Annotated in this window: 24 protein-coding genes; 3 read left to right on the top strand and 21 right to left on the bottom strand. The window is 40.5% G+C overall.

The genetic code is table 11. The annotated features are described in order from the left end of the window. Window positions 1-11: 11 nt before the first annotated feature. The 3 genes from QM469_RS05945 to QM469_RS05935 all read left to right on the top strand — a co-directional run bounded on the left by QM469_RS05945 (window position 12) and on the right by QM469_RS05935 (window position 1,458). On the top strand, window positions 12-422 hold the full coding sequence (locus QM469_RS05945) for an HIT family protein (protein ID WP_070460226.1): 411 nt from the start codon (window positions 12-14) through the stop codon (window positions 420-422). Between the two features lie 9 nt (window positions 423-431). Further along, window positions 432-719 (top strand): hypothetical protein, encoded by a 288-nt coding sequence (locus QM469_RS05940; RefSeq protein WP_075231990.1) that lies wholly within the window; start codon window positions 432-434, stop codon window positions 717-719. 85 nt (window positions 720-804) lie between these two features. Further along, on the top strand, window positions 805-1,458 hold the full coding sequence (locus QM469_RS05935; protein WP_075231989.1) for a hypothetical protein: 654 nt from the start codon (window positions 805-807) through the stop codon (window positions 1,456-1,458). Window positions 1,459-1,608: 150 nt separating this feature from the next. On the opposite strand, the gene QM469_RS05930 is transcribed toward QM469_RS05935, so the two are convergent. The 21 genes from QM469_RS05930 to QM469_RS05830 all read right to left on the bottom strand — a co-directional run bounded on the left by QM469_RS05930 (window position 1,609) and on the right by QM469_RS05830 (window position 23,393). After that, on the bottom strand, window positions 1,609-2,982 hold the full coding sequence (locus QM469_RS05930) for an IS1182 family transposase (protein ID WP_414276265.1): 1,374 nt from the start codon (window positions 2,980-2,982) through the stop codon (window positions 1,609-1,611). 128 nt (window positions 2,983-3,110) lie between these two features. Then, entirely contained in the window at window positions 3,111-4,247 is a 1,137-nt protein-coding gene (gene dnaJ / locus QM469_RS05925; protein WP_075231535.1) for a molecular chaperone DnaJ, read from the bottom strand. Between the two features lie 271 nt (window positions 4,248-4,518). Next, window positions 4,519-5,151: a DJ-1/PfpI family protein gene (locus QM469_RS05920; protein ID WP_075231536.1), complete on the bottom strand. Its 633-nt coding sequence runs from the start codon at window positions 5,149-5,151 to the stop codon at window positions 4,519-4,521. A gap of 57 nt (window positions 5,152-5,208) precedes the next feature. Beyond that, complete coding sequence (locus QM469_RS05915; protein WP_075231537.1) at window positions 5,209-5,535, bottom strand: hypothetical protein; 327 nt, start codon at window positions 5,533-5,535, stop codon at window positions 5,209-5,211. Window positions 5,536-5,603: 68 nt separating this feature from the next. Next, window positions 5,604-7,427: a molecular chaperone DnaK gene (dnaK, locus tag QM469_RS05910; protein WP_414276264.1), complete on the bottom strand. Its 1,824-nt coding sequence runs from the start codon at window positions 7,425-7,427 to the stop codon at window positions 5,604-5,606. 292 nt (window positions 7,428-7,719) lie between these two features. After that, window positions 7,720-8,235 (bottom strand): nucleotide exchange factor GrpE, encoded by a 516-nt coding sequence (grpE, locus tag QM469_RS05905; protein WP_045763635.1) that lies wholly within the window; start codon window positions 8,233-8,235, stop codon window positions 7,720-7,722. Window positions 8,236-8,367: 132 nt separating this feature from the next. Further along, a complete protein-coding gene (gene hrcA, locus QM469_RS05900; RefSeq protein ID WP_414276262.1) occupies window positions 8,368-9,402 on the bottom strand; it encodes a heat-inducible transcriptional repressor HrcA in 1,035 nt (344 codons plus the stop codon). Between the two features lie 166 nt (window positions 9,403-9,568). Further along, complete coding sequence (locus tag QM469_RS05895) at window positions 9,569-10,075, bottom strand: DUF2812 domain-containing protein (RefSeq protein WP_414276261.1); 507 nt, start codon at window positions 10,073-10,075, stop codon at window positions 9,569-9,571. Between the two features lie 34 nt (window positions 10,076-10,109). Then, entirely contained in the window at window positions 10,110-10,685 is a 576-nt protein-coding gene (locus QM469_RS05890) for a DUF2812 domain-containing protein (protein ID WP_414276260.1), read from the bottom strand. Next, window positions 10,685-11,005, bottom strand: coding sequence for a PadR family transcriptional regulator (locus QM469_RS05885; RefSeq protein ID WP_414276259.1), 321 nt, complete (start codon window positions 11,003-11,005; stop codon window positions 10,685-10,687). Before QM469_RS05885 ends, QM469_RS05890 begins: the two co-directional genes overlap by 1 nt. Before the next feature lie 118 nt (window positions 11,006-11,123). Beyond that, window positions 11,124-12,470 (bottom strand): type I glutamate--ammonia ligase, encoded by a 1,347-nt coding sequence (gene glnA / locus QM469_RS05880; protein WP_045763630.1) that lies wholly within the window; start codon window positions 12,468-12,470, stop codon window positions 11,124-11,126. 35 nt (window positions 12,471-12,505) lie between these two features. Then, window positions 12,506-12,862 (bottom strand): transcriptional repressor GlnR, encoded by a 357-nt coding sequence (gene glnR / locus QM469_RS05875; RefSeq protein ID WP_000659543.1) that lies wholly within the window; start codon window positions 12,860-12,862, stop codon window positions 12,506-12,508. 75 nt (window positions 12,863-12,937) lie between these two features. Continuing rightward, on the bottom strand, window positions 12,938-13,465 hold the full coding sequence (locus QM469_RS05870) for an FUSC family protein (protein ID WP_301559805.1): 528 nt from the start codon (window positions 13,463-13,465) through the stop codon (window positions 12,938-12,940). Window positions 13,466-13,594: 129 nt separating this feature from the next. Then, a complete protein-coding gene (mraY, locus tag QM469_RS05865) occupies window positions 13,595-14,575 on the bottom strand; it encodes a phospho-N-acetylmuramoyl-pentapeptide-transferase (protein ID WP_414276258.1) in 981 nt (326 codons plus the stop codon). 1 nt (window position 14,576) lies between these two features. Continuing rightward, window positions 14,577-16,832: a penicillin-binding protein PBP2X gene (pbp2X, locus tag QM469_RS05860; protein ID WP_075231547.1), complete on the bottom strand. Its 2,256-nt coding sequence runs from the start codon at window positions 16,830-16,832 to the stop codon at window positions 14,577-14,579. A 3-nt stretch (window positions 16,833-16,835) separates the two neighbouring features. After that, complete coding sequence (ftsL, locus tag QM469_RS05855) at window positions 16,836-17,153, bottom strand: cell division protein FtsL (RefSeq protein WP_075231548.1); 318 nt, start codon at window positions 17,151-17,153, stop codon at window positions 16,836-16,838. 9 nt (window positions 17,154-17,162) lie between these two features. Then, window positions 17,163-18,113 carry a 16S rRNA (cytosine(1402)-N(4))-methyltransferase RsmH gene (rsmH, locus tag QM469_RS05850; RefSeq protein ID WP_075231549.1) on the bottom strand — a complete coding sequence of 317 codons (951 nt, stop codon included), beginning with the start codon at window positions 18,111-18,113 and terminating at the stop codon, window positions 17,163-17,165. Between the two features lie 71 nt (window positions 18,114-18,184). Further along, entirely contained in the window at window positions 18,185-20,008 is a 1,824-nt protein-coding gene (gene uvrC / locus QM469_RS05845) for an excinuclease ABC subunit UvrC (RefSeq protein ID WP_414276257.1), read from the bottom strand. Between the two features lie 69 nt (window positions 20,009-20,077). Then, complete coding sequence (locus QM469_RS05840) at window positions 20,078-20,779, bottom strand: matrixin family metalloprotease (RefSeq protein ID WP_414276256.1); 702 nt, start codon at window positions 20,777-20,779, stop codon at window positions 20,078-20,080. A gap of 107 nt (window positions 20,780-20,886) precedes the next feature. Continuing rightward, window positions 20,887-21,666 carry an alpha/beta hydrolase gene (locus QM469_RS05835; protein ID WP_414276255.1) on the bottom strand — a complete coding sequence of 260 codons (780 nt, stop codon included), beginning with the start codon at window positions 21,664-21,666 and terminating at the stop codon, window positions 20,887-20,889. A gap of 65 nt (window positions 21,667-21,731) precedes the next feature. After that, a complete protein-coding gene (locus tag QM469_RS05830) occupies window positions 21,732-23,393 on the bottom strand; it encodes a ribonuclease J (protein ID WP_414276254.1) in 1,662 nt (553 codons plus the stop codon). Window positions 23,394-24,407 lie beyond the last annotated feature (1,014 nt).

Below are 24,407 nucleotides of genomic sequence, written 5' to 3'. Positions count from 1 at the left end.
AGGTAGATTTTATGTCAGATTGCATTTTTTGTAAAATTATCGCAGGAGAGATTCCCGCATCAAAGGTTTACGAAGATGATCAAGTTCTTGCCTTCCTTGATATCTCACAAGTAACACCTGGTCACACCTTGGTCGTACCAAAAGAACACTACCGCAATCTTTTAGAAATGGATGCTGCAAGTGCCAGCCAACTTTTCGCCCAAGTACCAAAGATTGCTCAAAAAGTCATGAAAGCTACCAAAGCTGAAGGCATGAATATCATCGCCAACTGTGAAGAAGTTGCTGGACAAACGGTTTTCCATACCCATGTTCACCTTGTTCCTCGCTATAGTGCAGATGACGACCTAAAAATTGACTTTATCGCACATGAACCAGACTTCGACAAACTTGCTCAAGTCGCTGAAACAATCAAAAACGCTTAAGGAGTCACTATGAAACTATCAAATTTACTACTTTTTGCAGGCTCTGCAGTCGGTTCATACCTCCTCATTAAGAATCGCCAAGCTATCACTGAAGAAGTTCTAGATACTACTGATCGTGTTGAAGCCATTAAGGATGACTTGGATATTATCCAAGATAGCCTGCAAATTATCGACCAACAAAAAGAACTCATCAAGGAATATCAAAAAGATTTGACCTATAAGTTTAAAGTCCTGGAAAAAGATGTTCAAACTAGACTTGCTGTACTAAAAGAAATGCAGAAAACTGAAGAAAACTAATGTAAAGAAAATCTCCAACTTTCCTTATTCCCCTTTAAAGCCATTTTGGGTCAGCAGATCCTAACAGACCAGGGAGGGCATGAAAATGAAACAGTTTTTTAAAGTTTTGACGCGGATCATCCTGATTATTTGTGGGGGTCTCTGCCTTCTTGCAGCTCTGGCATTTCTAATACTGGCCAATCTTTTCAAGGCCTCACCAAGTGACATCCGAGAAGGAAATGAAGCCTTAAAACAAATCTTTATCTCCCTTGACCTGCCTCCTGAGAAAGTAGAATCAAATGGAAGCTATCAATTCGAGGGTGGGGGCTTAGATTTTTATGTGACTTTCTCAGATGATGTCGTCAATAGCCACCCAGTCCTAAAAGAAAGCCCAAACCTCACTAAAAACCGACTCAAAGTCTATGTCTTAAACACAGGAGATATTTCCTACCATTCAGTAGAAGACAACTTATTCAATCATGGTTTATTCCAATTTTTAGAGGAGGAAAGCAGGAAGTATTTCCAAGAAATCGGAAAGAAATCAAATCCTTCTTACTTTATTCTCTCTTGGAGGGATCCAGAAAGCATGAAAAAGGGAATCGCATTCTATGAAAAAGCGTTGACCTTGGTGGATATCCAGGACAATTCGGCGATTAAGCGCATTGATACCGTCACCGTTAAGCCTGGCAAGGAAGCAGAACTTAAGCAACTCATCCAGGACATGGATGAGGCTGGCTTACTCACTCAAAGATCTGAATAGCAGACCAACCAGAGATTATTTCTCCCATGCTAAACTTCCAAATATTACACGAAAAAAGAGCCCTCGGGCTCTTCAGAACGAAGACAAACGTCATTTTTGGCGTTTGTCTTTTTCTCTTTTCAAAAATAGTTTGTCTCATCATCTACTAATCTATACCAAAATCTGAATTTGAGAAAAATAAAAAGGGATATTTCCTATCCATTTCACCAGTTTTTTAATATTTAAACACGCCAAAGTAAGCCCAACCTGATCCTCCATTTTGGACTTTCCTTTCTCTCTAGTGTATCTCAAATTATGGTACTCCTTAGCCGTCCCAAAGAGCCGTTCAATTGTTTCTTTGCGCTTCTTATAGAGCTCTTTCATTTCTCTTTGGTGACGAATCTCCTCACAAAATTCAAGGGCATCTTTCCAGACATGTCTCGTTACTACTTTTTGATGATTTTGGCTTTGGGTACAAACGGATAATAAAGGACAGGCAACACATACTTTGGGATTACTCTTATACTCACGGTAGCCTTCTCGAGTGGTAGTGCGATAGCTTAATACTTGATTCTCTGGACAAATATAAGAGTCATGACTTGCATCATAAACAAAATTACTAGGTCTTAAGTTCCCCTTTACTCCCTTTGGACGAGTATAAGGAAAGACAGGGATGATGTTTCGCTCTAACAAATAATGGGCAATAGTTGGGGTCTTGTAGCCTGAATCCGCAATAATATAGCGTGGAGAGAAAGGTTCTAACTTTGAAAATAGGGCAGGGAAAGCCTGGCTATCATGAACATTTCCTGCTTCAACCGTATAAGCCAAGGCCCAACCATGCTTATCGCAAGCAACTTGGGCAGAATAGGCAAATACTTCCTTGTGTTCGCCCTTGTGAAACCAACCACATTCGGGATCTGTCGTTGAGATTTTCTTTTCCTTAGCCTCACTTTCTTTTGCGGGCTTTAAGGACTTTTTTGCGTGTTTTTTCCGATCTAAATCAATCTCAACTGCCAATTGTTCACTCATAAATTTAGCTTGTTGATCTACCATTTCCTTACGGTACTTGTGACTATTAGCTGCCGCTTTGATATGGGTACCATCCACAAATATTTCAGAAGGATCAATTAAACCTGCATACAAAGCTTGGTTGAGAACTTGGGAAAAAATCTCAGAAATGAGTTCTTTATCTTGAAAACGACGACTGTAATTTTTCCCATAGGTAGTAAAATGAGGAACCTTATCATCTAAAGTTAGTCCGAGAAACCAACGATAGGCTACGTTTACTTCAATCTCTTTCATGGTTTGACGCATAGAACGGATACCATAAAAACATTTGATTAAAGGAATTTTGACTAACATGACGGGATCAAGACTAGGCCGACCATTATCTGGACTATAGGTATCTTCTACCAAATCATAGATAAAGCCAAAATCAACCTTTGAATCAACTTGTCGAAGAAAGTGATCTTTAGGGACCAATTCGTCTATTGTATAGAAACCATATTGCTTACGATTATAATCAGGTTTTTCTTTGTGAAACATAGGGATTACCTCACAACTCTTCTTACCTCTATTATACGACTTTACAAAAAGAAAAGCCCTTAGAAACTTGAGTTCTAAGGACTTTGTCTTCAATCTGAAGAGCCCTCGGGCTCTTTTTACTTTATGCTCTATTCTCCTTCAAAGGCATCCTTAATATGGTCAAAGAAGCCTTTTTTCTTTGGATTGACTTTTAGATCACCTGCAGCTGCGAATTCTTTCAAGGCTGCTTTTTGTCGTTCGTTCAAGCCTGTTGGAGTCACGACATTAACAGTCACGTATTGGTCACCAATGGCACCACCACGAAGGCTAGGCGCACCTTTACCACGTAGGCGGAATCGTTTACCAGTCTGAGTTCCTTCTGGAATGACTAATTCTACATCACCATGAACTGTAGGGATATCTACTGTATCACCAAGTGCTGCTTGAACAAAATTGAGGTTCAAATTGTAGAAGATAGTAGTTCCTTCACGTTCAAACTTATCACTAGTTTCAACTGAAACCACCACGTACAAGTCACCATAAGGACCACCATTAAAGCCGGCTTCACCTTGACCAGCTAGGCGGATTTGTTGACCTGTTTCCACACCAGCAGGGATTTTTACGTGCACGCTATGGGCTTGTTTTTCATGACCAGTTCCATGACAGGTTGTACATGGATCTTTAATTTCTTGACCACGGCCATGACAGACATCACAGGTTACTTGGCGACGCATCATACCAAGAGGTGTTTGGGTATCAACATTGATCACACCTGAACCATGACAGCGTCCACAAGTAACTGGACTTGTTCCAGGTTTAGCACCAGACCCATTACAAGTACGACAGCTTGCTTCACGATTGTATTTGACTTCCTTTTCTGTACCAAAAATAGCTTCTTCAAAAGTCAAATGAACGCGATACTGGAGGTCGTCACCTTGACGAGGGGCGTTTGGATTACGTGATGCACCGCCACCACCAAAGAAGCTTGAGAAGATATCTTCAAATCCGCCAAAGCCACCTGCTCCATCAAAGCCACCGAAACCGCCAGCACCACCAAAGCCACCGTTGGCTCCAGCCGCACCATATTGGTCATAGGCAGCACGTTTCTGTTCATCGCTCAAAGTTTCATAAGCTTCTTGAACTTCCTTGTACTTGTCCTCAGCACCAGGATCCTTGTTGATATCTGGGTGATATTTTTTAGATAATTTCCGATAGGCCCTCTTGATCTCATCTTGAGATGCATTTTTCGAAACGCCCAAACGGTCGTAAAATTCAGTATTGTTCATAATTCAAGATACAAAGGGCGTTAAACGGACACAGCCAAAATAGGAGTTTTGACGACGAACGATCACGTCCTAGAAAAAACTATCTTTTTGGCACAGTCCGTAGCCCGTGTTCAGTTGCGAACACCTTTGTTCCTTTCTATTGATGTTGTGAATCAAACCTCGATGTAGGTCGGGTTCAATTCCTTTCTTTTATATTGAGTAAGAAACTTCAGAGCTCGGCTACAATTCCCCAAACGCTCTTTGTTCCTTTCTATAATTTTTATGTAAATCTTTAGAGGGTGTTTTCTATACTTCGCTTCACTTGATCAAACTCTTCATCTGATAGAGTAAATAACAAATCCTCTTCTGAATATTCGTTCTGTTCTTTAAAATAGTTGTCCGTATTCTCTGCCAACCCTAGACTTAGAATCACTTTCCTTGCAAACTCTTGATGTGCGAATCCTATAGCCGTAATGATCTGTTTATCTTGCACAAGAACTTTCGGTTGGAAATTCTCACGAGGAAGAAATTCAAAATAGTCAAAGAAGTTTTGCCAAATTCCACCTGTAAATTTCGTGTCCTTCAACAAGCCTGCTTTGGCTAATAAAAGGGGGGCTGAAGAAATGGCTGCAATTAGTATATCTTGCTCATTAAGACTTCTCAAAAACGAGATCAATCTCTCATCTTGTAGAGCAGGACCTATATTTACCATTCCTGGCAAAATCACACAAGAATACTCTTCTATACGGATTTGCTCCAATGTTTTAGTCGGTTGACAGGGTAAGCCATCCTCAGATATAACTATCGAATATTCTGAAGCTGCATAATCAATTGTTACACCAAAAGATAAAGCTAAAGTACTTGTTAAAGTGGTTATCTCATAAAGAGAAAAATTAGGATAAATGATACAAAGTACTTTTTTCATACGCAACATCCTCTATTTTACCGAAAAACAGAGGCTGGGTTGCAACCTCTGGATTTCTTATAACAAATTCGGATACTCCCTAATTATATTGATAATATCTCGAGCATTAGTTATATTTTCTGAGTAACTTCCACTCGCGCCATCATCATCTTGGTAACTATAATTACTTGTTAATGAATAATCACTTTCAATTATGTATTCTTTAACCCAATTCCTAGTATATCTACCATCCGAACTCCAGCTATCAAAGCTACCTTCTTCAGTATGTCTATTCCCTACCGAATTAATAAAACGCATTAACCAATCTACATCACTATCATTCAAATGACAACTCGCGATATCTACGAATTGCGAAAGATACTCTCTTTCTTCTTTAGTAGCCATATCATTCTCCTTTAAAGTATAACTATCTAATAACCAGGGAAATTAAATCTATAACTTAATAAATCTTTTTACTTTTCAGTAAACTCTCCGTCTACGACGTCATCGCCTGCGTTTCCTGTTGCTTGTGCGCCTTCTGCTCCTGCTTGAGCTTGTTGCGCTGCTGCGGCTTGTTCGTAGAGTTTGACTGCCAAAGCTTGAGCTTTTTCGTTGAGAGCTTCCAATTTCGCTTTCATGTCGTCCAAGTTGTTGTCTTCTTGGGCCTTCTTAAGATCATCAAGTGCAGCTTGAGCAGCGTCACGTTCTGCATCGAAGCCTTTGCCTTCAGTTTCCTTGATTGTCTTTTCAGTCGCAAAGATAGCTTGGTCTACTTCGTTACGAAGGTCAACTTCTTCCTTACGTTTCTTATCTGCTTCAGCGTTAGCTTCTGCATCTTTCATCATGCGGTCGATTTCTTCGTCAGTCAAACCTGAGTTCGATTGGATCACAATAGTTTGTTCTTTTTGAGTTCCAAGATCTTTAGCCTTAACAGATACGATACCGTTCTTATCGATGTCAAATGTTACTTCGATTTGTGGAATACCACGAGGTGCAGCTGGGATATCTGTCAATTGGAAACGTCCAAGAGTCTTGTTATCTGCTGCCATTGGGCGTTCCCCTTGAAGAACGTGAATATCAACGGCTGGTTGATTGTCTGCTGCTGTTGAGAAGACTTGTGATTTAGATGTTGGAATAGTTGTGTTACGGTCGATGAGTTTTGTGAAGACACCACCCATTGTTTCGATACCAAGTGACAATGGTGTTACGTCAAGAAGGACAACGTCTTTGACATCACCAGTAATCACACCACCTTGAATCGCAGCACCCATAGCCACAACTTCATCAGGGTTTACTGATTTGTTTGGTTCTTTACCAGTTTCAGCCTTAACAGCTTCTACAACGGCTGGGATACGAGTTGAACCACCAACAAGGATGACTTCGTCGATTTCTGACAAACTCAAACCTGCATCTGAAAGAGCTTGGCGAACTGGAACTTTTGTACGTTCTACAAGGTCACGAGTCAAATCGTCAAATTTCGCACGAGTCAAAGTCATTTCCAAGTGAAGAGGTCCAGCCTCACCAGCAGTGATAAATGGCAAGCTGATTTGAGTTGAAGTTACACCAGAAAGGTCCTTCTTAGCCTTTTCAGCTGCGTCTTTCAAACGTTGAAGAGCCATCTTGTCTGTTGACAAGTCGATACCATTTTCTTTCTTGAATTCTGCAACCATATGGTCGATGATTTTCTGGTCAAAGTCGTCACCACCGAGTTTGTTATCCCCTGCAGTTGCCAATACGTCAAAGACACCATCTCCCAATTCAAGGATAGATACGTCAAATGTACCACCACCAAGGTCGAATACCAAGATTTTTTCTTCTTTGTCAGTCTTGTCCAAACCATAAGCAAGAGCTGCTGCTGTTGGTTCGTTGACGATACGTTCTACTTCAAGACCAGCAATTTTACCAGCATCTTTAGTCGCTTGACGTTGAGCATCGTTAAAGTAAGCTGGAACTGTGATAACAGCCTTAGTTACTTTTTCACCAAGGTATTCTTCAGCATAACCTTTCAAGTATTGAAGGATCATAGCTGAGATTTCTTGTGGAGTGTATTCTTTACCGTTAGCAGAAACTTTTTCAGAAGTACCCATCTTAGATTTGATAGAGATAACTGTATCTGGATTTGTTACCGCTTGACGTTTTGCAGCGTCACCAACGATGATTTCACCGTTTTTGAATGACACAACAGATGGAGTTGTGCGGTTCCCTTCTGGGTTTGCGATGATTTTTGATTCAGTTCCTTCAAGAACTGCTACTGCTGAGTTTGTTGTACCTAAGTCAATACCGATAATTTTAGACATATGTTTTTCTCCTTAAATTTTATATTCTATTTTTCTTTTTGATACTCATCTTAGGTGGCGGCGCCGTCAGGGCTTAACTTCGTTAATCTATTTGACTAAACTTTGAGCCTAAGGTCTCAAAGTTTGCGCAAATAGCGCCGCGGCGAAGAGTATCGCCTTTGGTTCGCTACGCTCACTATTGGTAAAGCCGAACCGTTTCTTATCTTTCTTTCATAGTTTAGTGTCATTTCGGACAAGTTTTCTTTTATGTTACGACACGAGGAGTCGGAACCACAGATTTCTGACTTATTGCCTAGTTATAGACAACTACCATGGCTGGGCGTAAGATGCGGTCATGGAGTTTGTATCCTTTTTGGAAGACTTGTGCGATGGTGTCTGCTGGATGTTCGTCATCTGCTGGAACTGTTTGAATGGCCATGTGGTAGTTATGGTCAAATTCACCATCCGCTGGAATTTCTTCAATTCCTTCTTCTTTCAGAGCATGTACCAAACTTTCTTGGACCATTTCCAAGCCCTTCTTCACATCATCTGTCAACCCTTCAACAGCAAGAGCGCGTTCAAGGTTATCAAGCGATGGCAAGATTGCTTTCGCCAAATCTTGGCTGCGATAGCGTTGCAATAGTTGACGTTCTTCATTGGCACGGCGCTGAATGTTTTGCATTTCTGCATGAGCTCGAAGATATTTGTTTTCAAATTCTTCGGCACGTTCATTTGCCAAGTCCAATTCAGACTTCTCAGGAGTTGTTTCTTCAGCTGTTTCCACAACTTCCTCTTCTTTTACTTCTTCATTTTTAATATCTTGGGCCATTTTCGCCTCCTTTAATGATTTCAATCCTATACTCAATAAAAATCAAAGAGCAAACTAGGAAACTAGCCGCAGGCTGTACTTGAGTACGGCAAGGCGACGTTGACGTGGTTTGAATTTGATTTTTGAAGAGTATTAATTCACTTCATAGTGATTACTGCTGAGATAGCGGTAAAAATCCGTCAACTTCATAGTCAAAACTCGATTGACAACATTAAGTTGATTAACCAATTGTTGATAATCCAGATTAACCGGACCTATAATCGCAAGAATTCCAAATCCACGATAAGGAATCAGGAACTTACTACTAATCACTGCCAAGTCAGCAAGACAAGATTCTTGACTATCCGCAACTCGGACACTCTGCATCTGGTCTCCAATCAAATTCTCTCGAATTTCTAAAGCTACTTTTTGTGGCTGATCAAAAAACTGATAAGCTACTAGATTTGCGAAATTCAGAAGATTGACTTTGCCAGAAACCACGATATTTTCATTGAACATTTCTTTGAAGATATGTTCAACGAGGTCCATGACGTTATCCGTTGTTGTAAAGTAACGTTGGATAATTTGCGGAATCTCTGTCCGAATCTTGTAGTGAATATCCAAAACAGTTTGATCCAGAAAACGCTCTTGAATCATGGTCTTGAGGCGATTTAAATCCTCCTGCAAGAAATTTCTCGGAATCAAAAACTGACTGGTAACTGTTCTAGACTCATCAAGCGTAAAAACTGCCAGAGCTGTATGTTGTCCGAGGACAACAATATCAAAAGCTGTTAGCTTCTGCCTACTTGGTTCTACATCCAGCGCTACAACCGTACAACCACTCAAGTCTGTCAAGATTTTCGTTGCCTCTTGAAGAATATCCTCAAGCTTGAAGAATTCCTGATCAAAGGCTTTTACAATCTCATAAACTTGATTCTCAGCTAAACGGTCAAAGGATAGGGAGTGCTTGACATAGTATTGAAAACCAGCCACACTCGGCATTCGACCACTGGAAGTATGTGCCTTTTCAAGCAAACCTTGCTTTTCTAGGGCTGCCATATCATTTCGAATGGTAGCACTACTTGAGTTGATAGACTCTTGCAAGGCTTTGGATCCAACAGGTTCGTGCGTTTTGGTAAAGATGTCAATGATCAGATTTAAAATATTCTGCTGACGTTCTGTAACCATCTCGCTACTCCTCTCTGATAGATCGTTTTAGCACTCAATACATCCAAGTGCTAACTTATGATTCTATTATACACCCTTAGAAAAGAATGTCAAGACAAAAACTCAAAAAATTAGCACTCTTTTGCCAAGAGTGCTAAAAATCGGTCTAAGGACCTAGAAACTAATGTCAATCAACCAGATATTTCCGTCTAAGTCTGTAAAAACTATAGATTAGATAAGAAATAATGAGAGCATATAGGGCAAAAATAACGAAAAAAGACTGAGAGAGACTTTCGCGAAACAGACTCATACAAACAACAAGACCACCAGAGATAGAAACTGTAGATGTACGAAGTCCAGATTTCACACCATCCCATCTAAGACGATTGTTCATAAAAATTTGATCGTTTGGAACTAAATCATCAGTTGCCTTCCGAAACACAGAATAAGAACAATTTTCTACAAATTCCCATCCTCTATCCTTAATACTTTGTAAATCTAGCTCATTTTTTCTAAGGTAGCTAGCATTCCATACACAGTAAACCACATCATCTGGTTGGCATTGCTCAAAATAGAAAAAGCCAAAACGATTCGATTTAAATTTCCAACCTTTCAAATGCATCTCATGCAAATAATCTTCTACCTTATCCAAATCAAAAATGGTAAACATTCGAAATTGTACTTTGCTATTCATTGTCTGACCTCCAAATTAGAAAACATGCATGGTCTTATTTATCGGATAATTCTTTCCACTTTTGAAACAATCTCCAAAAAATATAAGAAATCTGAATCGCAAAAACGATCAATAAAGTACAGTCTATGCTAATAATCAGAAACATTCCCCAACTGAAATAACCTCTTCCACTGAGTGACTTTGAGAAAACCGGTAGTAGCGCTGAAAAGAGAAGCAAAATAGGAAGCATCCGCATTATTAAAATGCGCTTGACCATTGCTAACTTCCCGGTCGCATCATTATAAATTTCAAACTCGGCATCCGACTCAACTCCAGAATAAAGCTTTCTAAAGTAGGAAAAACCATTAAAGTCTGTAATATGCTCCCAGCCACAATCTTTAAACAGTTGTAAATAGGAAGCTCTCTCTGATTTTTTCATAGGATAAAAGTCCAACTGATAAACCACCTGCTCCGGTTGGCACTTTTCAAATGTATACTTAACCGCAACTACTAAGTTAGAATAACTTACTTCCTTAAGTTTCCAGCCCTGCGCATGCATTTCTCTAAGATAGAGAGCCTCTCTATCATAATCCGCAATGGTACAAATCCTATAAACAACTTTCTTTTCCATCAAAGCTCCTCCCGACTGTTTCTGTAGAGCCGTTCAATACGTTTCAACTCAATTTCTAAAACTTTTCTGCCCAAGTCTGTTATCTGATAGATTTTTCGTTTGTCCTCTTCTCGGACAAAGGAAATCAAACCATCCTTTTCCATCTTTGACAGGGTTCCATACATAGTTCCAGGACTAATGGAAACCTGTGAATCTGTTAATTCTTTGACCTTTTGTGTAATACCATAACCATGGTTCTCCTTTTGCAGACAGAACAGAATATAAAAACCTGTTTCAGTCATGGGAAGGTAGACCCGTCTAATCTTATCTGTTAATCCCATTTAACAAGACCTCCTATTCAGTTCGATATATCGCACTTCGTTATACAAAATATATCACACCTCGATATAAATTGCAAGAAAAAAAGATTGCCCTCACGGACAATCTTCTTATTTGTTATTAGTAAAGATCTAGGTAGTTGTCAATTTCCCATTGTGAGACAAAGGTTGCATAGCTCGCCCACTCGATGCGTTTAGCTTCAAGGAAGCTAGTGTAGATATGTTCACCAAGGGCAGCTTTAACGACTTCGTCTTCTGTTAAAGCCTTCAAAGCGTTGTGAAGAGTTGATGGAAGGTCAGTAATGCCAGCTTCTTTACGCTCTTCTGCAGTCATGATATAGATGTTTTCTTCGATTGGTGCTGGTGCTTCAATTTTGTTTTCAATACCATTCAAACCGACTTCCAAAAGAACAGCCATAGCAATATAAGGGTTTGCCATTGGATCCACTGAGCGCAACTCCAAACGTGTTCCCATTCCGCGTGATGCTGGTACGCGGACAAGTGGTGAACGGTTACGGCCAGCCCAAGCGATGTAAACAGGTGCTTCGTAGCCTGGCACCAAACGTTTGTATGAGTTAACGGTTGGGTTCATGATAGCTGTATAGTTGTAGGCATGTTTGATCAAACCACCAAGGAAGTAGTAAGCAGTTTCTGACAATTGCATTCCTTTTGGATCATTTGGATCAAAGAAGGCATTGTTTCCTTCAGCATCAAACAAAGACATATTGCAGTGCATACCTGAACCAGCGATACCAAATTTTGGTTTAGCCATAAAGGTTGCATAGAGACCATGTTTACGCGCAATTGTTTTTACAACGAGTTTAAAGATTTGAATCTTATCACAAGCACGAAGAACTTCATCGTACTTAAAGTCAATCTCATGTTGACCTACAGCAACTTCGTGGTGACTTGCTTCAACTTCAAATCCCATTTTGGTCAAGACGTTAACAATCTCACGACGAGTGTTATCGGCAAGGTCTGTAGGCGCCAAATCAAAGTAACCACCCTTGTCATTTACCTCAAGAGTTGGATCACCATTCTCATCCAGTTTAAATAGGAAGAATTCTGGTTCTGGTCCAAGGTTGAAAGACTTGAATCCAACTTCTTCCATGTGGCGAAGAGCACGTTTGAGGTTTCCACGAGGATCTCCAGCAAATGGTTCCCCTTCTGTTGTATAGACATCACAGATCAATCCTGCGACACTACCGTTCTCATCTCCCCAAGGAAAGACTGTCCAAGTGTCCAAGTCAGGGTAGAGGTACATATCTGATTCGTTGATACGAACAAACCCTTCAATAGAAGATCCATCAAACATAGCCTTGTTTGACAAGACCTTGTCTAGTTGTTCATCTGTAGCAGGAATTTCGACGTTTTTCATAGTTCCCAAAATATCTGAAAACATGAGACGGATAAAGGTTACATTTTTTTCCTTAACTTCACGACGAATATCTGCAGCTGTGATTGGCATGGTTTTTCTCCTTATATATGACGACTTGCGGTTGCCTAACCGCGACCAAAAGGTGATTGTTGAGAAGCGAAGCGACTTTGCTGGAGAACTTCATTCCGAAGCGCTCTACGCACTTCAGTTTGACTCACTGGTTTCTTAGACTTCGCCTCACGTTCAGCATATTTTTTCTTGATGGCAGCAATGTTAAGACCTTCAGAGATATAATCTTTAATCTCAAGCAATCGATCCATGTCATTCAAAGAATACATACGGCGATTGCCCTCGTTACGATCAGGCTTAATCAATTCCTGGTCTTCATAGTAACGAATTTGGCGCGCCGAAAGATCGGTCAGTTTCATAACACTGCCAATAGGGAAAACTGCCATATTGCGACGAAATTCTTTTTCCTTCATGTACACTTCCTTCTTTCTGTCTATTATAGTCTAAAAAAATTCAATCGTCAATCAATAATGTTATATCTTGTGACATTATTTTGTTTTTTTCAGTAAAATGCTCCGTAAACGATCAATATCGTAATTTACAAGAATTGCTACAAAAACACCCATAAATGTTTCAAAAACTCGGGCAAATACGTACAAAACTGTCTCACCATTTGGAATTGATAAGGTAATAATCAACATAGCCGCAACTCCACCGATAACACCTGCTTTATTGTTCATAGCAACATTTGTCATAATGGTTAACATGGTGCAAATTGGAACAACAAGGAGGGTTACCCAGAAGGCGCCGTGAAAAAGATTATTTAAGAGAAAGAAAATCAGGGCATAAAAACCACCGATACTATTTCCGAGAATACGTGATGTCCCAAAGTGGACACTCTTATCAAAGTCTTCTCTTAAACTAAAAACTGCAGTAAGAGCTCCAATCTGAAGTCCTTTCCAACCAAAAAAACCAAAAATCATGAGAACTAAAAAAACAGCGATTCCTGTTTTAAATGTTCGCATTCCTAACTTAAACTTAGATTTATCAAATGTATACTTTTTAAAATAACTCATTATTTCAACTCTCTATCTCCATTTTACCATAAATTTACCTATTTTTGAGAAGGGGATGCAATAAACTGATGGAAATAAAAAAGAGAAGGAACTTAATCCTTCTCTACCTGATGATTCCACATTCTCTTTTTAGAACAAATATATGAAAGCTAAAGTCAAGAGACTAGCGAGCAAGCCCACTCCCCAGAAGAAGAAGTCGACCTTCCATTCACTCCAGGCTTGCCCTTTTCCAGAAAAACCACCCAGTTCAAAATGGTGATGAACAGGTGTCATCCGGAAGATACGCTTACCTCCACTCAGTTTAAAATAGCCGACCTGCATCATGACAGATGTTGTTTCAAAGACATACACTAGACCAATCAATAGAAGAGTCCACTCTTGGTGAAGAGCCATTGAGATAGCAGCCAACATTCCTCCAAGTGCTAGACTTCCTACGTCCCCCATAAATACCTTAGCAGGCTTGTGGTTAAAGACGAAGAAACCAAGTAAGCCACCAATCATGGCTAAAATTACTAACAGAATATCTAACTGGTTTTGCACATAAGCAATCACTCCGTAGGCAGATAGACTAATCACCACCGAAATACTTGCCAAACCATCAATCCCATCAGTCAGGTTAACTGCATTTGAGAAACCAACTAACCAAAAGAGGGCAAAGAGAATGTAAAGAACACTTAAATGCAAGGGATAACCAAATACATTTAAGATATCTCCACCTCTTTCATAGAAGAAATAGAAGATAACTCCTCCGACCAACTGAAGCAAGAGCTTCTGTTTAGGATTAAGTCCTTCATTGATTTTTCGGAAAACCTTGAGGAAATCGTCCAAGAAACCGACCAAACCATATAAGACCAGGATAAAGAGGATCATTCCGACATTATTGGTTAATTGATTAGTCACGAGAGCAAGGACCAGACTAACTAAAACTCCTGCTAGGAGAAAGACGAGTCCTCCCATTGTTGGTGTCCCGGCTTTTGCTTGGTGTTGTTTGACATCTTCATGCATCTGTTGACCGGTAATCTGTGCTTTATGGTAAAAACGGATAAAGGCTGGAATTCCTATGACTGTTAGAATAAAGGCAATCACTCCAGCAAAGATAGAAATAAGCATTCTAATCTCCTAATGTTATTTTTATTTTCTGTAAATCTTTTAAAGCTGTATTGGCACGAACACTTTGCTTTTTAACAGTTTCTCCTGTGCCTTCAAACTCAACTTGGATATTCAGCCATTTGGCAAAGGTTTCAACATTTTTCTTAGACCAGCCATATAAGTCAGGCATCTCTTCTACCTTATCTGAAAGGAGTAAGATTTGCTGATTGGCGTCTAGATTGGTTCCTTCTGCTACAGAGCTTTCTTTGATTTTTGTTCCCGAACCGATAACAATTGGTTGTACAAGGTTACGACGGAGTTCCTCAGCTAGATCTCCAGGGCTATAATCCTTCATTTCTGGCATGGAATAACTAGTTGTAGATGTTACCTGATCCAAGCTTTTAGCTGTTGATTGAAGATTGAGTGTATCTTTCATTGCTGAAGCTCTTTCCAGAATAGGGTTGGCAAATTCTCCTAACTGTATTCCTGAGTAATGTTCTGGCTGTTGAACGGTCACATAGAGGATGAAATCTGGATTTTCAGCTGGGTGCATAGAGACAACTGAGAAAATATAGTTGGTTGAACCTTTTAGATATCCTCCATTTTGTTCATCCGCAATCTGGGCAGTCCCTGATTTCAATGCCACATTATAGCCAGGAACGTTGATTGTCCCTTTTCCTGTACTATGATTGTACATTGTACCATAGGTAGGATCTGTACCAACCATCACCATGTGATCTCGAGTCAGGCTAGCTGCTTCCTTGGACACAGGATTTCCCACAACTTCCTTTTGTGACTTACGTACTGTTTGATCATTTGGATCATAAAGGGCACTGATAAATTTAGGCTCCAACATAACCCCATCATTGGCAATAGCCGTAAAGGCACGAAGCATCTGGGTTTGCGTAACAGAAATCCCTTGACCAAAGGAACTCATGGCAATATTAACGATATTATCTTCAGGGAGTTGACCAGCATACTCTTCACTCATCCCAAACCGAGTCGGAACTCCAAATTTGAAACGATTGAGATAGTCTAACCAAGTAGCATCACCCATTTTCTGCTCAAGGAGAGTCATACCGATGTTACTAGAGTGAGCAAAACCTTGCGAGAAGGTCATCATTCCACCACTAGTCAGACCTTCATTGACATCCCAGTCTTTGATGGTAGCATCCGCCACCTTCAGTTCACTACTGTTGAAATATTCTCCTCCAGGGAAGGTATTGTTATCTATAGCTGCTGCTAAGGTCATGACCTTCATGGTTGAACCTGGTTCATAGTTACTTTGGTAAAGGATATCACGCCAGACAAAGTCCTCTGTAATCCCTTCTTTGGTATCAGCATCAAAGGTCGGCCTTTGAGTCGTGGCCAGAATTTCTCCTGTCTTGGCGCTAACCAAGGTCGCAGTCATATACTTGCCTTTCACTTTTTCCTGGAAGGCATCCATTTGGCTTTCCATAAAGGATTGCAAAGGACTAGATATTGTCGTGTAGACATCTTTTCCATCTACGGTTTGTTGAGTGACTTGTTCCGTACCTGGAACGATATCCCCCAAACGATCCTTTTCATAGGTAATAATACCATCTGTCCCTGCTAACAATCTATTCAAGGAGCTTTCAATACCAGATGTTCCAATAAGGCTCTTTGAACCATCTTCATTTTCATGAAGCTGGGCTAGACCAATGAAGGATGAAGCAAATTTCCCATTTGGATAACTTCGATTGGGGCTTGTGGTAAAATCCACTCCCTCAACCTTGGCAGCTTCTAGATCCTTTTTTATGGACATCATATTTGCGTAGGTAATCCCATTTCCTTTAGTACCAAAGGAAACCTGTTTGAGATTGGGTTGAGAGAGTTGATCTTTGACGTAGGTCTCCTCCATATCCAAATACTTATGGAAAATTTCGGCTACCTTATTGTACTGAGATTCCTCAACATATAGAATATCTCCATTCGCAGACTTATAATCCTTATCAATGACCGCATAAACATTGTAGGAGGTTGCATCTTCTGCAATCGGAGTTCCATTACGATCATAAATGGTTCCCCTCTTAGCAGGGACTGTTCGAGTTGTTTGATGAACCTTATAAGCTTCTTTGACCAGGTCAACACCAAACTTCTTTCCCGTACCAATAATCACCGCAAAGTTAACCAAAAAAACAGCAAAGAGAATGACAGCCAAGAGACTAAGGCTTTTTCCAACTCGTCTGCGGTTTTCTAGAGGAGTTCTGCGATTCTTAATGGCAAAGTGTACTATTTTTTCTTTCCATGTTTTCATATATTACTCCGCCGATCGGATATTTCCATTGTTTAATTGCAAGTCTTGCGAATCCGCGACACCCGCCAGACGTTCTGAGCGAATCAATTCATTGACTTCTTGCTTAGCGTCGTCCAGCTCCGTCTTTTTCTCCTCAATCTGTCTGTTGACAGTTGTCAAATCACTTTGAACTTGTAGGAGCTTGGTTTGCATATAGACCACACTGATGGCTAAGACAAGGGCTGTAATGGCAATCGAAAGGTAAAAGGCCTTCTCAACACGTGAAAATCTCTTGATACGAGCTTGCAGTAATTGGCTCGTTGTTTCTCTTTTTTCTACCATTTTATCCCCTTACTTATGAATTTTTCGAGCTACTCGTAACTTGGCTGAGTGGGAACGATTATTGGCCTCCAACTCCTCCTTGCTTGGTAGAATCGGTTTGCGAGAGACTAATTCCATCTTGGGCTTAAGATCATCTGGGATGAAAGGCAAGCCTTTTGGCACTTCCACTGTTGAAGCTTCCTTGAACAATTGCTTGGTCAAGCGATCTTCCAGTGAATGAAAGGTAATGACTGAGATTCTTCCGTCCACTGCTAGTAATTCCATAGCTTGTTGGATGGACTCATCTGCAGCTCCTAATTCATCATTAACCTCAATACGGATGGCTTGGAAAATCTGCTTGGCCGGATGACCTTTTTTCTTGAGTTCCTTGGCAGGCTTAGCAGACTTGATAATCTCGGCCAATTCTGTCGTGGTCTCAATCGGCTTCAGCTCACGCGCCTGTTCAATCTTCCGAGCGATCTGTTTGGAGAATTTGTCCTCGCCATACTTGAAGAAAATACGAACCAAGTCATGATAGTCATAGTGATTGACAACCTCATAAGCTGTCAAACTAGCCTCCTGGTTCATCCGCATGTCCAGTGGCGCATCTTTTTTATAAGAAAAACCTCGTTCACGCTGATCCAATTGCGGGCTCGAAACTCCCAAATCATAACAAATGCCATCAATTTCTTCTACACCTGCTTCCTGCAAACGTACCTGCAAATGACGGAAGTTGTCCTTGATGAAGGTAACCATTCCTTTTTCGATATAAGGCGCCAGACGTTTTTGGGCGTTGTCAATGGCATTCTGGTCCTGATCAAAGGCATAGAGATGCCCCTTTTCACTTAATTTACTTAATAAATACTCGCTATGGCCTGCTCCACCCAAGGTCGCATCAACGTAAATACCGTCAGGTTTTACATCAAGCATATCAATGGTTTCATGGAGCATGACCGTTACATGATGAAATTCTTTAGTCATATCTTATCTATTTTACCACAATTCTGACTAGCTTGCACTCGCTAAAGCAAAAACCTTTCCTTACTACTTTATCACTTGTATTCAGCAGGCGATTCTGCTACCTGAGCTAGTTCTACACGCTCTTGAGGATTCAAGTGTTGGCGAACAGCCTCTGCGACTGCTCTTGGTATACCAACTGCGACAATCTCATCCACGCTGGCTTCCTTGATTTTAGTCAGAGATTTAAAATATTTCATTAAATTCTGCTTGCGTTTTGGACCCAGACCTTCAATTCCATCCAATTGAGAGGAGAAGGAATTTTTAGAGCGCAGTTGACGGTGGAAGGTGATGGCAAAGCGATGGACCTCATCTTGGATTCGCTGTAGGAGGAAAAATTCTTGCGAATTCCTAGACAGCTCTACCACCTCAAGCGGATCTCCAAAAAGCAATTCATGGGTTTGGTGCTTATCATTTTTTTGCAGACCCGCGATTGGAATATCTAACCCTAACTCTTCTTGAATAACCTGCTTAGCAATATTAACCTGTCCTTGACCACCATCGATGACGATTAGATCTGGTGGTGTCAAACCGTCACGCTGGACCCGTCCATATCGTCTACGAATAACCTCTCGCATACTTGCATAGTCATCTGGCCCCACAACTGTCTTAATCTTATACTTGCGGTAATCCTTCTTGCTCGGTTTCCCGTTAACAAAAACAACCATGGCAGAGACAGGACTAGTCCCCATAATATTGGAGTTATCAAAGGACTCGATACGGACTGGGGTTGGAATTTGTAAAAGTCGTCCCAAGTTTTCAATGGCCCCTTGAGTCTTCTCAACTGATTTTTCTAGCAAGTTAAATTTCTGCTCCAAGCTTACACGCGCATTTTTGATAGCGAGATTAACCAGTTGCTTCTTCTCACCACGTTGGGGTTTGAGAACCTTGGTATCCACCAAAGCCTTGACGGCCTCTTCGTCAATATCCTGAGGAATCAGAATCTCATTAGGAACCAAGTGTGATTTTTCTTGATAAAACTGTCCAACATAGGTCAGGAAATCTTCATCTGGATCATTGTAGTAAGGAAAAAGGTTGACATCACGCTCAATGAGCTTACCTTGACGGACAAAGAATACCTGAACGCACATCCAACCCTTATCTACATAATAGCCAAAGACATCGCGATTTTGGAGATCCTTGGCCATAACTCGTTGCTTGGTCCGAAGGGTTCCAATGGCCTGAATCAGATCTCGATATTCAGCTGCACGTTCAAATTCCATACTCTGAGCTGCCACATTCATCTTTTCCTTGAGGTCATTGATGATTTTATCATCCTGACCCTTTAGAAAATCAGAGACTTCTTGGGCCATGGCTTTAAAATAAGCCTCGTCTTTCTTACAGATGGTGTGAGCCACGCACTGGCCAATATGGTAATAAAAACAGACCTTTGATGGTGGATTGGTACATTTACGAAAAGGAAAAATCCGATCCAGAAGTCGCTTGATTTCATTAGCTGCCCCCACATCCGGATAGGGACCAAAATAGAGTCCTCCGTCTTTTTTGACCTGACGAGTAATAATCAGTCGAGGATAGCGTTCATTGGTAATTTTGATGAAAGGATAGGACTTATCGTCCTTGAGCATAATATTGTACTTGGGCTTGTTTTCCTTAATCAGGTTAATCTCCAAAAGGAGGGCTTCAATATTAGACTCCGTGACAATAAACTCAAAATCTACAATCTCCGACACCAAGGCTTCTGTCTTGGTATCATGACTTCCACGGAAATAAGACCGTACACGATTACGTAGATTTTTGGCCTTTCCTACATAGATAATCGTACCATTTTTATCTTTGTGAATGTAACAACCAGGGCTGGTCGGCAAGAGCTCTAGTTTTGATTTAATCAAGTTATTCATAGTTCCATTATAGCAAAAAGCCCCCTTCATTGCTTACATCAAGGAGCTCTATTTTTCGTTGAAAATCACTTATTCTCCAGACTCATAAAGTTCTTGAACTGCTTGAACGTCTAGAGCCTGAATACCATAATAAGAACCTGCTGGCTGCATGACTGACACTTCATTAGTATGCTCCAGCCCAATGGCATGTCCTAACTCATGCTCTGCTGTATGCAAGATACGATCATAGGTATAGCCATAGTTTGGATTAGATAGATAATAATGATTCAAACGAACTGTTACTGAAGTAAATTGTTTGGTTAGGAGATTTGTCTGGCTCTCCGCCTCACCAGCAACAGATGTGGAACCATCATTCATTTCAGTCGCAAAAATAGTTGCTTGGTCAGGTTCTGTCACAAGTACAAAATTAAAAGCACCGGTCTGATTCCAACTGGCAATAGCCTCAGCGTAGGCCCTTTGGAATGTTGCATCCATTTGAGGATCAATATAAATAGTCGCCTGTGCTTGGGGCCATTTTACTCCTGAATCTTGATGATGATCAGTCTGAGACAAACCTTGCAACTTACCAGTTTCTTGCCATTGATGCCAGCCTGCCTGACCAACTTGAACAAGTTGCCCCACTTGATTGAAGACACCAGATAAATCCCCTGTCATATACCAGAGAATCCCTAAAGCAATGAGAATTAAGACCACAAGAGTCCACACAAGGCGCCAGAACATGCGCCAAATCCCTAGTAACAATCGACATAGAACACGAATAATCCAGAACATGATTTCCCGCCTTTCTAAAAAAAATAAGAATCCATCTTTTAGTCCTGGTTTCCCATTCTAAAGATAGATTCCTTATTTTACTTGAGTAAGCTGAAAGAAAACTAAAACTAAGACAAGCGTTCTTCCAAAACAAAATCAATTGGCAAGGTAGCCAAAAATCGTTCCAATTGTTTTTCCCAATAATACCACTCATGGGTTCCTGCACTGTGACTATAGGTCACATCAAAACCAAGTTTCTTGAGATTCTTCACCGCGAGGTTATTGGCAGCATACAAGAAATCTTGTTCACCACACCAAGCCCAGAGCTTGGTTTTCTTATCAGACTTTTTAGCGAGTGTTTCAAGTGAGTAAGGGCTATTCACCCAATCATTAACTTTACCAAAAACACCTCGCCAGTAAGCAAGCGACCCAAGATTTTGACTTTCTGGAGAAAACTCTTCGAAACTGAGAGCACCAGAAAGACTAGCTGCATATGAGAAACGGTTGGTTGATAGGGCCAATTTGAAGGAACCGTAGCCTCCCATTGATAGACCAGCAATAAAAGTCTTTTCACGCTTGCTAGACATATTAGGGAAGAAGCGTTTGAGCACTTTAGGCAGTTCTTCTGCTAAAGCTGTATAGTAGTTATAGCCATACTGAGTATCTGTGTACCAGCCATTACTTGTATTTGGCATGACAACAATTAGATTAGTCCCTCGCACCAAGCGCTCTACATTGGTCCGTTTGAGCCAGCTATTATGATTTCCTGACATCCCATGTAAGAGATAGAGGACAGGAATATCCGTAGAATCTGGCTCCTCAACCCGAGACGCATCTGGGTAGAGAACATTTACTCCCCACTCCATATCTAAAACTTCTGAGTAATACTCAATCTTCATTACTGCCATAACTTGCTCCTTATTCATTTAAGATAAGAAAAAGCCGAAACTCGACTTTCTCTTGCTATTTGATCCTATTTTGCTTCCATGACTACTGGTAAGATAGCTGGACGACGTTTTGTTTGGTCAAAGAGGAACTTGGCCAAATGATCACGTACCTTACCTTTGAGTTCTGCCCAATCAAAGTCTTCACCTTGGAGGTAATCTTCAACTGTTTGGTTTACCAACTCAGTACTTTCACGCAAGATATCACGGCTCTTCTTGAGATAGACAAATCCACGCGTGTGCACTCGAGCTTTAGCGATGATTTTTTTCTCACGACGGTTAACAGTGATAGCCACGATGAAAATTCCATCTTCTGACAAGACCTTACGGTCACGAAGGACGACATTACCGACATCTCCGATGGCATTCCCATCAATCAAGACATCGCCTGCTGTAACTGCACCAGATGGAACAAAGTCTCCATGCTCATAAGACATAGTAGTCCCTTTTTTAGGGATGAAAATCCGTTCCGGCAACATACCAACTGCCATAGCAGCCTTGGCATGGGCATCCAACTCACGGTATTCTCCTTGGATTGGGAAGAGATATTTAGGTTGCAAGAGATTGATCATCAATTGCAAATCACGCGCATTCCCATGTCCTGACACACGCAAGCTATGAGTAATTGGCTTGACAACTCCACCTGCTTGATAGACCATATTTTCCACGCGTGCCATCACTGCTTCCTTGGCGATCGATGGTGTTGTAACGATATAAACTAGGTCACCTTCTTTGATTTCAACATAACGGTGACGACCGATAGACATCTTGCGTAGGCCGTTAATTGGTTCCCCCATACGTCCAGTTTCAAGGATAATTAATTCGTGATCTTCAAAACGAGACATATCTTTTGGTTTAATCAAAAGATTTTCACTTGCTAGAGACAATTTTTTCAAGCGAATCGCTGTACGGACGATATTTTCAATGTCAAATCCTGTCAAGACAACACGACGCCCTGTCTCCGCAGCTGCATCAAAAACTTGCTGGATACGAGAAAGGTTACTTGCAACTGCAGCAACGATGATACGTCCATCCCAATCAGAGATAGTTTGCGTGATTTCTACACCAACTTCATTTTCACTAGCTACTTGGATATTGCTATCTGCATTTGCTGAGTCACTAAGCAAAGCCAAGACCCCTTCGCGACCAATCTCTGCCAAACGCCCAAAGTCAGTGGCGTAAGATTCACTAGCCGTTTGGTCAAACTTGAAATCCCCTGTATAGACGATGTTTCCTTCAGATGTTTTCAAGACCACACCCAAACTTTCTGGAATAGAGTGGGTTGTACGGAAGAAGGATACTACCGTTCCGCCAAAATCAATCTCTGTATTTTCGTCAATGACATGGAAATCATCAAATTTCTTGACACTGTCATTTCCTTTAACAAAAAGCTTGGCAAGTTCAATGGTCAGCTCTGAGCCAAATACAGGAACCTTAGCTTCTGCCAAGAGATAAGGAAGGGCGCCAATCGCATCCGCATGCCCGTGTGTTAAGAAAACCCCAGCAATACGGGCGCTATTTTCAAACAAATAGTCCATATTTGGAATAACGACATCGACACCCAACTGTTCATTTTCAGGATATTTCAAACCTGCATCTAATACAAAAATCGAGTCGTTAATTTCTGCGATGTACATGTTTTTACCGTTTTCACGTACACCCCCAAGTGTTGTTAATTTAATAGTATTCATTTTTCCTCCGAATAGTCACTTCAACTGTTTGTAGAGCTTTAAAAGCTCTCTTTTTCTGAAAGTCCAATTCACTTTCAGCCGAATCTTTTCCATTCATTATACCATTTTTTTACTAATTTTCAAAATGAATCTTACAGATAATCTAACTTCAACTATCTCTTTCCTATCATTCTTACAGATACTGGAGGAGAGTTTGCTGGTAAAAAACAGGAATGACCTGCACCCTAAATGTTAGATTTTTCTTGGCTGCTGGTCAGCATTATATGGCTTTTATAATGAATGAGCACTTATCCCCTTTCTACTTCAGCAAATCAAAAACAAGTGAACGGCATGTTAGCAAAGGCTTTTAAAATTGAACAATCCGAGTATACTATCTCTCATAGCTACCAAGGACGGTAATAGCACCATGATTTTTATCATCAATTTTTTAATAACAAGGATTGCCATAAATGAAAAGGACACGATGATGCCCTTCTTTAGTATTTGGAAATAGGATCTCGTTCTAAGGTTATGAGAAAATGTTTAATCCTCTGAACCGAATGTGATATGAAATTGTAAACAATATTGATTATTATAGTGGATTAAAATAAGATATGAACAAAGAAATTAGGAAAGTCAAATAAATTTCTATAAATGTTTTAGAATCCGTAGCCTACTATTCTAGGTTCAATCCACTATACTTAAATACTCAATGAAAATCAAAGAGCAAACTAGGAAGCTAGCCGCAGGTTGCTCAAAACACCGTTTTGAGGTTGTGGATAGAACTGACGAAGTTAGCTCAAAACACTGTTTTGAGGTTGTAGATGGAACTGACGTAGTCAGTATCCTACATATACAGTAAGGCGACGCTGACGTGGTTTGAAGAGATTTTCGAAGAGTATAAAATCAAACTAAAACATACTAAGATTAGTAGTGAGGAAATCTCCGACGGGAGAAAGTACTCACTACTTTTTCGTTATGTTAAAGTAGTGGTGTCTTGTTAAGTCGATAAGTCCTTTGGCGCTAGACGTCGTA

Source organism: Streptococcus infantis (assembly GCF_047464215.1).
Classification (GTDB): domain Bacteria; phylum Bacillota; class Bacilli; order Lactobacillales; family Streptococcaceae; genus Streptococcus; species Streptococcus infantis_P.
This window is presented reverse-complemented; position numbering and strand designations above follow the sequence as displayed.